9 protein-coding genes are annotated in these 12366 nt (G+C 61.7%); 1 reads left to right on the top strand and 8 read right to left on the bottom strand.

From position 1 onward, the window contains the following. Positions 1-20: 20 nt before the first annotated feature. On the bottom strand, positions 21-1085 hold the full coding sequence (locus tag AFK67_RS09585; RefSeq protein WP_007723575.1) for a sugar phosphate isomerase/epimerase family protein: 1065 nt from the start codon (positions 1083-1085) through the stop codon (positions 21-23). A 229-nt stretch (positions 1086-1314) separates the two neighbouring features. Here AFK67_RS09585 and AFK67_RS09580 point away from each other — a divergent pair, with 229 nt between their 5' ends. Then, complete coding sequence (locus AFK67_RS09580) at positions 1315-2853, top strand: methyl-accepting chemotaxis protein (RefSeq protein WP_038883709.1); 1539 nt, start codon at positions 1315-1317, stop codon at positions 2851-2853. A 74-nt stretch (positions 2854-2927) separates the two neighbouring features. Here AFK67_RS09580 and AFK67_RS09575 read toward each other — a convergent pair whose 3' ends face one another. From AFK67_RS09575 to AFK67_RS09545, 7 genes are all read right to left on the bottom strand, one after another. Then, entirely contained in the window at positions 2928-4283 is a 1356-nt protein-coding gene (locus AFK67_RS09575; protein ID WP_007723564.1) for an esterase-like activity of phytase family protein, read from the bottom strand. A gap of 99 nt (positions 4284-4382) precedes the next feature. Next, complete coding sequence (locus tag AFK67_RS09570; RefSeq protein WP_038883711.1) at positions 4383-5237, bottom strand: 4Fe-4S binding protein; 855 nt, start codon at positions 5235-5237, stop codon at positions 4383-4385. Continuing rightward, positions 5237-6073 carry a dimethyl sulfoxide reductase anchor subunit family protein gene (locus AFK67_RS09565; RefSeq protein WP_007723560.1) on the bottom strand — a complete coding sequence of 279 codons (837 nt, stop codon included), beginning with the start codon at positions 6071-6073 and terminating at the stop codon, positions 5237-5239. Before AFK67_RS09565 ends, AFK67_RS09570 begins: the two co-directional genes overlap by 1 nt. Further along, a complete protein-coding gene (locus tag AFK67_RS09560) occupies positions 6066-6695 on the bottom strand; it encodes a DMSO/selenate family reductase complex B subunit (protein WP_007723558.1) in 630 nt (209 codons plus the stop codon). The genes AFK67_RS09565 and AFK67_RS09560 overlap by 8 nt, the downstream gene beginning before the upstream one ends. Beyond that, complete coding sequence (locus AFK67_RS09555; protein WP_038883713.1) at positions 6682-9066, bottom strand: DMSO/selenate family reductase complex A subunit; 2385 nt, start codon at positions 9064-9066, stop codon at positions 6682-6684. Before AFK67_RS09555 ends, AFK67_RS09560 begins: the two co-directional genes overlap by 14 nt. A 165-nt stretch (positions 9067-9231) precedes the next feature. Next, a complete protein-coding gene (locus tag AFK67_RS09550; protein ID WP_038883716.1) occupies positions 9232-10428 on the bottom strand; it encodes a c-type cytochrome in 1197 nt (398 codons plus the stop codon). Further along, complete coding sequence (locus AFK67_RS09545) at positions 10425-12323, bottom strand: NAD(P)-binding protein (protein ID WP_007723550.1); 1899 nt, start codon at positions 12321-12323, stop codon at positions 10425-10427. The genes AFK67_RS09550 and AFK67_RS09545 overlap by 4 nt, the downstream gene beginning before the upstream one ends. Between the last annotated feature and the right edge of the window lie 43 nt (positions 12324-12366).

Genomic DNA, 12366 nt, shown 5'->3' with positions numbered 1-12366 from the left:
CCGGGCTCCGCCCGGCTTTTTTATGGGCGCGGGCTGAGCCCCAGCATGTCGCGCACCGCGTCCCGCTCCTGTCGTTCGCCCGCATACTCCTCGAAATTTTGCTCCGCGACCCTGATGATATGGTCGACGATAAACCGCGCCCCTTCGCGCGCGCCGGTTTCGCCCGCTTTCAGGCAGCACTCCCACTCAAGCGTCGCCCAACCGGGGTAGTCGTACTGCGCAAGCTTGCTGAAAATGGCCGTAAAGTCGATTTGCCCGTCGCCTGGCGAGCGAAAGCGTCCGGGGCGGTCAATCCACGGCTGATAGCCGCCATATACGCCGCTGTTCGCCGAGCGGTTGAACTCGGCGTCTTTGACGTGAAACGCGCGGATGCGTGAGTGCCAGTGGTCGATAAACCCGAGGTAATCCATGTGCTGAAGCAGCATGTGGCTCGGATCGTAAAGGATGTGGCAGCGTGGATGCTCGCCGGTGAGCGCCAGGAAACGCCCGAAGGTAGTTCCGTCATGCAAGTCTTCGCCGGGGTGCAGCTCAAAGCAAAGATCCACGCCCGCCTCGTCAAAGCTGTTCAGAATCGGCAGCCAGCGGCTCGCCAGCTCATTAAACGCCTCTTCCACAAGCAGCGGATTGTGCGGCGGCCACGGGTAGAAAAACGGCCAGGCGAGCGAGCCGGAAAACGTGGCGTGCGCGGTGAGGTTAAGGTTTTGCGAGGCGCGCGCCGCAAGCTTAAGCGTGCTGACCGCCCACTGCTGACGAGCCTGCGGATCGTGGCGCGCCGCCTCGGGCGCAAACCCGGCGAATGCCTTGTCATACGCCGGATGGATCGCCACCAGCTGGCCCTGAAAGTGCGTCGACAGTTCGCTGATTTGCAGCCCGACATTACCGAGTGTTTCGCGCACCTCAGCGCAGTAGTCAACGCTCTCCGCCGCTTTGGCGAGGTCGAAAATGTGCGGCAGATGCGTTGGCAGCTGCACCGCTTTATAGCCGAGCCCCGCCGCCCAGGCCGCCAGCGTGTCGAGCTGATTAAACGGCGGTCGGTCGCTGATGAACTGCGAGAGAAAAAGAGAAGGTCCTTGTAGCGTTTTCACTATCGCTCCTTATGCGCCTGCGCGCCTGTTCGCCACACCCGCGTTAAGCATAGCCTGGCGAGTGATACGCCAGGCGTATTACGCCCGCATTATCCATAAGCCATTGTTTTAGTAGGTGAAAGCCATTTAACCTAAATTTTTTTCGCGCCAGACCGATAACCGTCTGGTGGCAATCTTCTTTTTCAGAGATGCCGGGTCGTTGTGTCGCAACTTCACGCAAGGGAACAACATGTCAGTAAGGCGTTTTTCATTTCTCGTTTTCAGTCTGTTACTTTTTATCTTTCTCGTCAGTACCGTCTCTAACCTCTGGTCGCTTACCCGCAGCAACCAGTCGCTGGATAACGTGAATAAAGAAATTCGCGTGGTGCTTTCGGTGATTGACCCGATTAACCACAGCCGCACCCTGCGCGTGCGCCTGATGGAGGCGATGATCAACGCCTCTATTGGCGATGCGCAGAAAACGCAGGCGTCGCTGCAGAGCGCCAACGAGGTAATGCAAAAAGCCACGGCCGCGTTCAATAACTACAAAGCCGCTCCGGCAGTTGAAGGTGAAGAGGCGCTCGCCGCCCCTTATCGTCAGGCCTGGCAGGCGTATGTCGATGATGGTCTGCGTCCGTTGATGGATGCGGCGAGCCGCAACGACACCGCGCGTTTTAATCAGCTGGTCAGCACCACGATCCCGCAGCTGGATCGCCAGTTTGAAATCACGCTCGATCAACTGCTGGCGTTTCGCGAAAAATATGCCCAGCGTCTGAATCAGGATGCGCAGGACCGCTTTGTGAACAGCATCATCACCATCGCGGTATTTGCGCTGCTGTTTACGCTGCTGATTGGCGCGATGTTCATTCTGCTTAAGCGCCGCGTTCTGGCGCCGCTGGATGCCGCCCGTCTTCACTGCCAGCAGATGGCGGAAGGCGAACTGCACACCCCGGTGCTCTCCGGCTCGAAAGATGAAATCGGCGATATGCTCGGCTCACTGGAGCAGATGCGTCTGTCGCTGGTCGATATCATCGCGCAGGTGCGCGACTCCAGTCAGAGCGTGGCGCACGCCGCCGAAGAGATTGCCGCCGGTAACGTCGATCTCTCCGCGCGTACTGAAGAGCAGGCCGCGTCGCTTGGCGAAACCGCCGCCAGCATGGAACAGCTGACCTCGACCGTGAAGCACACCTCTGAAAACACCGCCGAAGCCAACAAGCTGGCAGGCAATATGCGCAGCGCTGCGCAGGAAGGCAATGCGATTGTCGAGGAAGTCGTGGTGTCGATGCAGGAGATTGAATCCAGCTCCAGTAAGATCGACAACATTATCGGCATTATCGAAGATATTGCTTTCCAGACCAACATCCTGGCGCTGAACGCCGCGGTGGAAGCCGCGCGTGCCGGTGAACAGGGTCGCGGCTTTGCGGTAGTGGCAAGCGAAGTGCGTAACCTTGCGCAGCGTTCATCGGTCGCCGCGAAAGAGATCAAAGAGCTTATCGAGCAGTCCGGCGAGCAGGTGGTGCTGGGCAGCGATCGCGTGGCGCGCGCAGGCGAGAGCATGAAGCGCATCATCGGTTCGATTAAGCAGGTGTCCGAGCTGATGTCGGAAATCGCGCTCTCTACCGGCGAGCAGAGCCGGGGAATTGAGCAGATAAACCAGGCCGTAGCGCAGATGGATTCCGTCACCCAGCAGAACGCCGCGCTGGTGGAAGAAGCCTCCGCTGCCGCCCACTCGCTGAAAGAGCAGTCACAGCTGCTGAATCAGGCAGTGGCGGTGTTTAAACTGAATTAAGACCACAACGACGTGACTGAGAGAGTTTAAGGAAAAACGCAAAGGCAGGCCGAAAGGCCTGCCTTTTTTTATGCTTACAGCGGTTTATCGAGCTTGATCACCCACAGCTCATTCTGCGAGGCGGGTTTCTCGAGCGGCTTAATGCCGATTTTGCTCGCGACCGGCTGACTGTCCAGCGTCAGATGGCCCTTGCCGTCCACGTTATAATCGTCCATCTCTTTTTTATCGCGCTGCGGCTCCAGCAGTTCCGATTGCAGACCGAAGTCGTTGTCGTTGATGACCGCGAGGGTTTGCGGGTCGATAAGCGCCAGCCCTTCGGCTTTCTCCTGCTGCCAGCCCGCCTCGCGCAAGTCCACCGCCAGCGTTTTACTGGCAAGCTTCACGCCGCGCGCGTTCAGCTTATCGGCATCGTCGAACTCCGGCGGCTGGGTGCTGTCAAGCGCGCTGAGATCGCTGGCCTTGCTTAAATCCACCACGTAGACGCGGTTGCGCATGGTTTTGTTTTTATCGCCGCCCTGCTCAATGAGCAGAATGCGGTGGTCGTCCAGCGCCACGATATCGCCGATTTTGGCATCTTTGGCTTTTTTATAGACGTCGATGTCAATCGGGTAGCCATACATCGCGGTTTTTCCGGTCGCCGGGTCGAAACTCACCAGACGCGTAAAGCGCGCGGTGTTTTTCGTTTTGCCGTCGATATCCAGCGTGCTCTGCACCGCCGCGATAATGCGTCCGTCCGGCATGCGGGTCAGCCCTTCGAAGCCGCGATTCGGCTGACGCCATTTGAGGATGTTCGGCAGCCCGCCCGCCACCCCCTCTTCGCCTTTACCCGCCTGCGGGCCGTGTTTGGCGATAATTGCGCCGCTGGCGTCGACATTTATGATAAACGGGCCATATTCGTCGCACAGCCAGTAACCGCCTTTGCCGTCCGGCGTGATGCCTTCGGTATCGAGCCCGCGTTTATCGCCCGTGAGGGTTTGCAGCGCATCGTTCAGCGCCAGTTCATTCGTGGCGCCGATAAGACCAGCGGGCAGCGGCAGACCGCTGATGTTGCCCTGCTCATCATGCAGCGGCATCGGGTCGCTCGCCTGCGCCTTATCTTTGCTGACGCGAATGGTCATCATCAGCGGCGTATAGTCGGGGCTGGCGAAGATTTTTGACTCCTGCTTGCCCATTTTCGGCGAGTCGGCATTTGGGCCGCGATCGGTCACGGTCGCGAAAATCAGGTCGTCGCCCTCTTTGCGCAAAAACAGCAGGCCGGAGCCCACGCCGACCGGCAGGCCGTCAGGAAACGCGCTCGCGTAGTTGCCGGAATAGACCACGTGATCTTCCTGCGGAAACGTGACCACAAAGCGTTCAAATTGCGGCGCGGCGGCCTGGGTGCAGAGCGGGAAAAGTGCTGAGAAAAGCAGCGCAAGGGGTTTGATTTTCATTATGCCTGAGTCCGGATTGGTCGTGGCACCTGTTATAAGGCGCGTGCGTGACAGATTAATGACAGCGCCGTTTTTCCCAGTGGATTCAGCGGGTCAGCGTCAGCCGCCGCGCATGCCAAAGCCGTGACGCCGACAGAGCGGACAACGCGTCTCGCCCTGGTGCCAGGCGCGCCAGGCTTCGCCGCACTGCGCGCAGCGGGCGTGATAAATCGTATAGCGGATAGCCGTCCCGGTATCGTCTTTACCCAGGCGCACTGCTTCAGCCGGACACACCGCCGCACAGTCGCCGCAGCCGGTGCAGTGCGGCGGGTCGAGCGTCAGCGTCTGTTCGCTGAACGTGATAGCGCCTGCCATGCAGGCTTTCTCGCACGCCCCGCACAGCAGGCAGCGCGTGGTGTCAAGCGTCACGCGATCCGCGTTGCATAGCGCACCGGTGGCGCGACGCGCGGCAAGATTATGCGGTACGCGCCCGCGTTCGCCCTGCGCGCCCAGGAGACGGCGCTTCGCCCGGCCCGGTGTCTGGCTGACCGGCACACACACCCAGCCCGGTTCGCCGCGCTCGCGCAGCCGCAGGTTAAGCTCGCCGAGCGCGCGCAGCCAGTGCGGAGACTGCAACAGATCCACCGCGACGGCGCGGATACCGTAATGCGTATGCCAGAGCAACAGCTCTTCAACGGCGACCGGCAGCGTAAACGGCCCGAGCAGCACGCCGTCGTGGTAATGGCGTTGCAGCGGCGCGAGGTTTTCCAGCGCGTCCGCCGGGCAGACAAACAGACAGATGCCGCAACCGGTGCAGCGCTCCGCCAGCAGCGTGAGCGCGCCGTCGCGCCACGTCAGCGCGCCGGTCGGGCAGCGCGTGACGCACCGCTCGCAGCGGCTGTGGCGTAAGCGTTTTCTGGCGCAGCGTGCGCCCACGCCAGGCGGTGCGGGCGCGAGGACGTCAAAAACGCTCATCAGACGTCGATTCTGAAAAACGCCAGGCGGAGCAGCAGTTCGCCAAGCAGGATAAGCAGGCAACCGGTCGTCTGCCCGCTGCGCGGCCCGTGCGGGCGCGTCAGGTTTATCATCAGCAGCAGCGCCCCGCCCGACGAGCAGCACCAGCCCGCCAGCCGCAGCCCGGCGCTGGCGTCAAACGCGGCGAGTGACTGCAGCGGAAAAGTCACCGGTACGGCCGCATGGGCCAGGAAGTGATAATACGCAGGCTGAATCAGCAGACGGATGAGCACCGCCGTCAGCGCCAGCAGTGAAAGGCGGCGGCTGAGCGCCTGCGCCGTCTGGTTGTTTAATACCGGACGACACGCCAGACGCAGTAGCGTTAGCGCCGAACCGATCAGCACCACCGAGCCCAGAAACATCGCCCAGGTATTGACGTGCTGCCAGGTCGTCACCGACGCGTGGCAGTAAATCGAGGCCATCGCGACAACATCGGCAAGCCCCACCAGCGTAACGAGCCACAACAGCGGCCAGGGCGCGCGGCGTTTCATCATCATCATCAAAAAGCTTAAGCCGAGCAGCGCCATAAACACGCCCGCGAGCGCAATCTCCCGACTCAGCCAGGAGCTGGAGAGGTGGCGCAGCGCGTTAAAGGCGTTTAGCGGATAGCCGAGATGCAGCGTCGAGGCGATGAGTCCGAGCCCGGCGGCAATCCCCACGCCCAGCAGCGCGGGCCGCGTGACGAGCGTTGCCTGCCCTGAGCGCGGCATCAGCCCGGCGGTGAGGCAGAGCATCAGCATCACGCCCACGGCCCCCTGCATCAGTAACGTAAACAGCACTAATGGAAACTCATGCATCATGTTGCTCCTCCTGTTGCGCGCCCTGATGCGGTTTAATGACGAGGTTTGGCCGGGTAAGTGAGGATGGTGGTAGCCCCTGCACCTCGCTTAACGTGCCGTATTGCGCGCGAAGCCGGGCGACGGGCCCGAACTGGATTGCCCCGAGCGGACAGGTGGCGACGCACACCGGCGCCTCGCCCTGTGCGAGCCGGTCGATGCAGAAATCGCATTTCGACATCTGTCCGGTTTGCGTGTTGCGCTGCGGCGCGCCGTAAGGGCACGACCAGGCGCAGTAGCCGCAGCCGACGCATTTATCGGTGTTCACCCGCACGATGCCGTCGCCGGGGCGCTTATGCATCGCGGTGGTCGGGCAGTTGCGGGTGCAGATGGGGTCGGCACAGTGATTGCAGGAGACCGACAGGGTATAAGCGAAGACGTTATTAATCAGCCCGCCCTCGCCCGTCGGCGTGAAGCCGCCGCCGTTCACCTCGTAGACGCGCCGGTAGCGACGCCCCACCTCCAGATCGTTTTTGTCTTTACACGCCACCTGGCAGGCTTTGCAGCCGGAACAGCGTGACGAATCAATAAAAAAGCCCAGTTGCTCGTCGCTGACCGGGGCATATTCTTTAAACTGACTCATGTTTAGTCACCTCGACCAGCAGGGTTTGATGGGCATTGCCTTTGGCAAGCGGAGTGATGCGCGCGCTCGTCAGCACGTTCGGGCAGCCGCCGTTATCGACGCCCTGCGCGTCGGGCTGCCACCAGGCGCCCGCCTGCATCGCCACCACGCCGGGAATAATGCGCGGTGTCACCTGCGCCGGGATTTGCACCACGCCGCGATCGTTATAAATCCGCACCAGGTCACCCTGCCCGATCCCGCGCGCCTGCGCGTCCTGCGGGTTGATCCACAGCTGCTGACGTGCCACCTCCTGAAGCCACGGGTTGGCGTACTGCGTGGAGTTAGCGCGGTTTTTCCCCTTCCAGGTGATGAGCTGCAGCGGGTATTTCGCGCGCAGCGCGTCCTGCGGCCCCTCCTGCGCCGGAACATAGTGGGAGAGCGCCGGGATCTCCGGGTGATTCATCTCCCAGAGGCGTTTAGAGAAAATCTCGATTTTGCCGGAGGGCGTCGGGAACGGATGGTTTTCCGGGTCGCGGATATTCTCTTCGAAGGCGACGTAAGGCGGCGCTTTAAGATAGACATGCGGTTGTTGACACAGCCCGGCGAAATCCGGCAGCGCGTGGTCCGCCAGCGCCTCGCGGGTTTTCTCCCAGATATGCTCCACCCACGCTTTTTCGCTGCGCCCTTCGCTAAAGCGCGCTTCGACGCCGAGCTTGCGCGCCACATCGCGCAGCCAGTCGTAGTCAGAGCGGCGCTCAAACGCGGGCTCCACCAGCTTTTGCGACAGCAGCAGGTAGTTACCGGTGCCCCAGGTTTCGCCGATGTTCCAGCGCTCCATAAAGCTGGTTTCCGGCAGCAGCACGTCGGCATAGCGGGCGCTTGGCGTCAGGAAGAGATCGCTCACCACGATAAACTCCACCTTGCTGTCATCTTCCAGCACTTTCACGGTCTGGTTGATATCCGGGTTCTGGTTCGCCAGATAGTTGCCCGCGAGATTAAAGATGAATTTGATGTTGCTGCTGAGCTTTTCAGCGTCTTTCAGCCCGCATTCCTGCGTGACCTTTTGTGCGTCGTCGCAGGCCTGCACCCAGTTCATGATGGAGATTTTCTCCGTCACCGGGTTTGGCACGCTGTAGGGGTCGGCGCAGAAGAGCCGGTTGCCGATGCCGCCGTAGCCCGCCGCCCAGCCGCCTTTAACGCCGACGTTGCCGGTTATCGTGGCGAGCAGCGTGGAGCCGCGCGCGGTGCGCTCGCCGCAGATGTGGCGCTGCGGGCCCCAGCCCTGGATAAGCGCGGCCGGTTTCGTGGTGGCGTAATCACGTGCCAGCTGGCGGATGGTCTGCGCGGGCACGTGAGTGATGCGCTCCGCCCACTCCGGGGTTTTCGCTACGTTATCTTTCTCACCGAAGAGATATGCCGTCAGCGATTCGCCCGCCGGTACGCCGGGCGGCATGGTGCTTTCATCAAAGCCAATGGCGTGGCGCGCGATAAAGGCGCGCTCGTGCAGGTTTTCACTGATGATGACGTACATCATCGCGTCCATCACTGCGTTATCGGTGGTGGGCAGTAGCGGCACCCACTGGTCGGCGAGCGACGCCACGGTGTCGGAATAACGCGGGTCGACCACGATAAACCGCGTCCCGTTGCGCTTCATCTGCTGAAAGTAGTGGTTGGTGTGCCCGAAAATGGTCTCGTTAGGGTTATGGCCCCAGAGGATCACAAGCTTTGTCTCTGCGAGCGTATCGAGCGAGCTGCCGCTGGCGGCGGTGCCGTAGGTATAGGGCGTGGCCGCCGCGGTGTTGCCCATGCTGACGGAGTGGTAGGACTCCAGATAGCCGCCGGTCAGGTTGAGCAGCCGCCGCGCCATTTTATCGCCGGAAAACGCGCCGCCGGAAACTGCCGTGTCGGTGTGCATAAAGCGCGACGCCGGGCCATGTTGATCGGTGATGCGCCGCAGGTTATCGGCAATCAGCGTCGTCGCCTCGTCCCAGGTGATGCGCGCGAATTTGCCTTCGCCGCGTTTGCCGACGCGCTTCATCGGGTATTTCAGCCGGTCAGGGTGGTAGACAAACTGCCGGTAGCCGCGCCCGCGCACGCAGGCGCGCATCAGCGGCATCTCCGGGTCGACTTCATCATCCGGGCAGGTGGAGATGCGCGTGACCACGCCGCCTTGCACGTGGGCGCGAATATCGCATTTGCCGCCGCAGTCAAACGTGCTGCAGGTCGGCACCACCGTTTCCCCAGGCGCTGATTCGCGGGCGATTTGCGCCGCGCGCGCCGCCCCTGCACGGGTAAAGAGCGGCGCGGCCGCGAGCGCCGAAGTGGCGAGCAGAAAGTCACGTCGCGACCATCCGCCCTCACCCGACTCATCCTTTTCGGTTACTGGTTTCATCATGCTCCCTCATCAAAAGGGCGTATTCTGCAAAGCCCTGCGACGGGAAAGCTTGATGAGTATCAATGGGAAAAAACTGAACGGCGCGGAGCGGAAAGTTTCAGAAAAACGGGGGGGCGCAACGGCATGAAACAGCGCCGCCCGACAGAGGCGGCGCCGTGGGCGTTACTCGTTATGCTGCCATTCGCGGGCGTCTTTAACGTCATCCGGCGTAACCGGCGCGGCCTCGTTGCCAAAGCTGCCGCGAATGTAGTTGGTGACATCCGCCGCGTCCTGGTCGCTGAGCGCCCAGCCGTAGCCCGGCATACTGTATGGCAAATGGCCCTGGGTGACGGCGGTTTTTCCGCCCTCCAGCACCACGCGCAGCAGCGTCAGCGTGTTGTCGGCGTTGACCGTCAGGTTGCCTTTCAGCGCCGGGACCGCGTAATCCGCGCCTTCGCCGTTGCTGCCGTGACAGGTGGCGCAGTAGCGCGCGTAAAGCTGATGTCCGTTCTCCATTTGGGCTTTCGCGGCCTTCGGCACAGCCTTTTTCGTCGACTCGCTGCCCGGCAGGCTTAAGAGATAACCGGCTATGGCGCGGTTATCGTCGTCGCTGAGGTATTGCGTGCTGTTGGTGACGACCTCATCCATCGGCCCGCTGAGCGCCGCGTGTTTGCTGCGCCCGTCGCGCAACAGGACGGTGAGATCGTCCTGCGACATTGTCAGCCCGCGCAGCGACGGCGCGTACCAGCCGTTAAGGGCTTCGCCCGCAAGGAACTGCTCGTCGCTCTCGTCGAAGGCTTTCTCCTGCATGCCCACGCCGCGCGGCGTATGGCACGCGCCGCAGTGGCCCGGCCCCTGCACCAGATAGGCGCCGCGGTTCCAGGCGGCGCTCTTGTCCGCCCGCGGCGTAAAGGGTTTATCTTCGACGAACAGGCTGTTCCAGAGGCCGAGCGGCCAGCGCATCGAGAGCGGCCACGGGATGTCGCTCTCGCGATTCGCACTGGCCTGCGGGGTGACCTCGTTTATAAGGTAGTCATAGAGCGCGCGCAGATCGTCATCGCTCATTTTCGCGTAGGACGGGTACGGCATTGCCGGGTAGAGATGGTGACCATCTTTCGCCACGCCTTCGCGCATGGCGCGGGCGAACTCGTCATAACTGTAGCCGCCGATGCCGTGCGTCTTATCGGGCGTGATGTTAGTAGAATAAATATCGCCAAGCGGCGTGGCGAATTTCAGCCCGCCCGCGAGCGGCGCGCCGTCGGCGGCAGTGTGGCACGCCATGCAGTCGCCCGCGCGCGCCACATATTCGCCGCGCGACATCCCCTGCGCACCTGCCTGCGCCGCCCACAGAGCCAGCGCCAGAATCGTTAATCGTTTCATGCGCCCACCCTCGCCATGTCGTGCAACTCTTTCACCGCGCGGTAACCCTGGTCGATGGCCGAGTTCGCATACGGGCTCCAGTCGGCGTCGGAATTGGCAATGGTGATGCGCCCCACCGGCTGACGCGCTTTTTCGATGATTTTCTGCGAGCCCTCTTCGTCATCGAACAGCCCGCTGAAGAAATAGGAGTAACCGTGCGACCAACGGTTGACCGTGATCGCCGCAATATCGCGCTCGTGATCAAACCCGGCCTCGCCGAACATGCCCTGCAACTGTTCGCGGATCATCTTTTCATGCACCTCGAACGGCGTGCCGAGCAGAAACGCGCGCCCCTTGCGAAACTGCTCGCGGGCGCTGAGCCCGCTGCCGGGGAACGTCGGCACATAGACCATATGCAGCCCGATCGGCGCGTTCGGGTCGCGCGGATGCGAATAACCGCCCATATCCACCGGGTAGTCGAGCTTAACGCGGCTGTACGGCGCGGCGGGCGAGTAAATCTCATGGACGCCGAGTTTCATAAACGGCTGCCAGTTGCGGATGACGACTTTGCTGTAGACCAGCGGCGCTTTAACGTTCTGTTTCAGCGCCTCCTGCTGGTCGTGCGGGATTTCCGGCACCAGATACGGGATCATCATGTTGTAGCCCGCCATCACGGTCTGCCCGGCTTTCACTTTATGCAGCTTGCCGTCGCGCAGGTACGTTACCTCCACACCGCCCGCCACGTTAGCCGCGTGCACGCCGGTGCTGTTAAGACGCAGACGCACCGGCTGGTCGGGTTTATCGAGCTGGCTGTAGTCGAAGGTCGCCATCACGATATCGTCCATGCTGTCGCCGGGCGCCACCGCGGGGATGAGATGACGCACCATCAGGCGCGCCAGGCCAGCGTTGCCGTCCGGGAAGTGATAGATATAGGGCTCTTCGAGGTCTGCCAGCGATTCGGCGTCCAGCGGCGGGAGATCCATCCCGTCGAGCCCCGGCAACGCGCAGATGCGGGCGTCGCTCGCTGAGGTGCCGTCGATGCCGATCGCCTGGAAATCGTTGGTGCGCTGTTGGAAATAGCGAATGGCGCTGTCGCTCAGGCCCACTTTTTCGCTAAGAAACTGGCGGTAGCTGTGGGTGTCGAGCCAGGCGACTTTATCCTCAACGCGCATGCCGGCGAGATAATCTTTTTTCCCGGTATGCAGCGCGATTAACGCCTCGCGGTCCGCCTGCGGCAGAGGGAAGTCGTTAATAAAGGCGCGAATGTCGCGGGCGTTCATGCGATCGGGCGGGATATCGTCCGCCACCGCACGACCCGGATCGCCGCTCACGATTTTATCGACGCCAAAGTTGGTTTTATCGAAATAGACGCCGCGGCTTAAATTGAGATCCGGGTAGAAGGTCTGGTCGAAGCTTTTCGCCATGCGCTCGATGCTGACGTTGAGCGTCTTCAGCAGGCCCATCGCGGTTTCGCTGAAGTTATTCGCAGGCGACTGGAAAGACTCGCTGCCGCCGTAGCCGAGCACGGTTTTCCCGTCGACGTGAAATTCGTTACGTTTGGCGTGGCCGCCGAAGTCGTCATGGTTATCCAGCAGCAGAATGCGCTGCTGTTTGCCGCGCAGCTCCTGCCAGAAACAAGCGGCGGCGAGCCCGCTGATCCCCGCCCCGACAATCACCAGATCGTACTGCTCCTCCACCGGAACGCTGGTCGGGTCAAACCGCTTGCCTTCTCGCCCCAGCGCGTGCGCCTGTTCAAACGAGCCGGGATGGTTGCCGCGAAGCCCCGTCAGCGTCGGCGGATAGTAGAGCGACTGCGTCGCGGTTTGCGGCGAGGCGCGCAGCACGTGCCACGGCGTCATTCCGGCGGCCACGGTGATAGCGACGCCATTGAGAAAATCACGGCGGGTGATTGCCATAGAACTTCCTTAAAGGACAAAAATTATTGTTTTCAGTTTGTTA

The organism is Cronobacter dublinensis subsp. dublinensis LMG 23823, assembly GCF_001277235.1.
Taxonomy (GTDB): Bacteria; Pseudomonadota; Gammaproteobacteria; order Enterobacterales; family Enterobacteriaceae; genus Cronobacter; species Cronobacter dublinensis.
Note: the sequence above shows the minus strand (reverse complement) of the source record. Positions and strands in the feature narration are given on the sequence as shown.

Bases quoted from the DNA above. Each gene is read 5' to 3' on its own strand.
- AFK67_RS09580 (WP_038883709.1), top strand. From the start codon at position 1,315: ATGTCAGTAAGGCGTTTTTCATTTCTCGTTTTCAGTCTGTTACTTTTT.
- AFK67_RS09550 (WP_038883716.1), bottom strand. From the start codon at position 10,428: ATGAAACGATTAACGATTCTGGCGCTGGCTCTGTGGGCGGCGCAGGCA.
- AFK67_RS09570 (WP_038883711.1), bottom strand. From the start codon at position 5,237: ATGAGCGTTTTTGACGTCCTCGCGCCCGCACCGCCTGGCGTGGGCGCA.
- AFK67_RS09575 (WP_007723564.1), bottom strand. From the start codon at position 4,283: ATGAAAATCAAACCCCTTGCGCTGCTTTTCTCAGCACTTTTCCCGCTC.
- AFK67_RS09565 (WP_007723560.1), bottom strand. From the start codon at position 6,073: ATGCATGAGTTTCCATTAGTGCTGTTTACGTTACTGATGCAGGGGGCC.
- AFK67_RS09555 (WP_038883713.1), bottom strand. From the start codon at position 9,066: ATGAAACCAGTAACCGAAAAGGATGAGTCGGGTGAGGGCGGATGGTCG.
- AFK67_RS09545 (WP_007723550.1), bottom strand. From the start codon at position 12,323: ATGGCAATCACCCGCCGTGATTTTCTCAATGGCGTCGCTATCACCGTG.
- AFK67_RS09560 (WP_007723558.1), bottom strand. From the start codon at position 6,695: ATGAGTCAGTTTAAAGAATATGCCCCGGTCAGCGACGAGCAACTGGGC.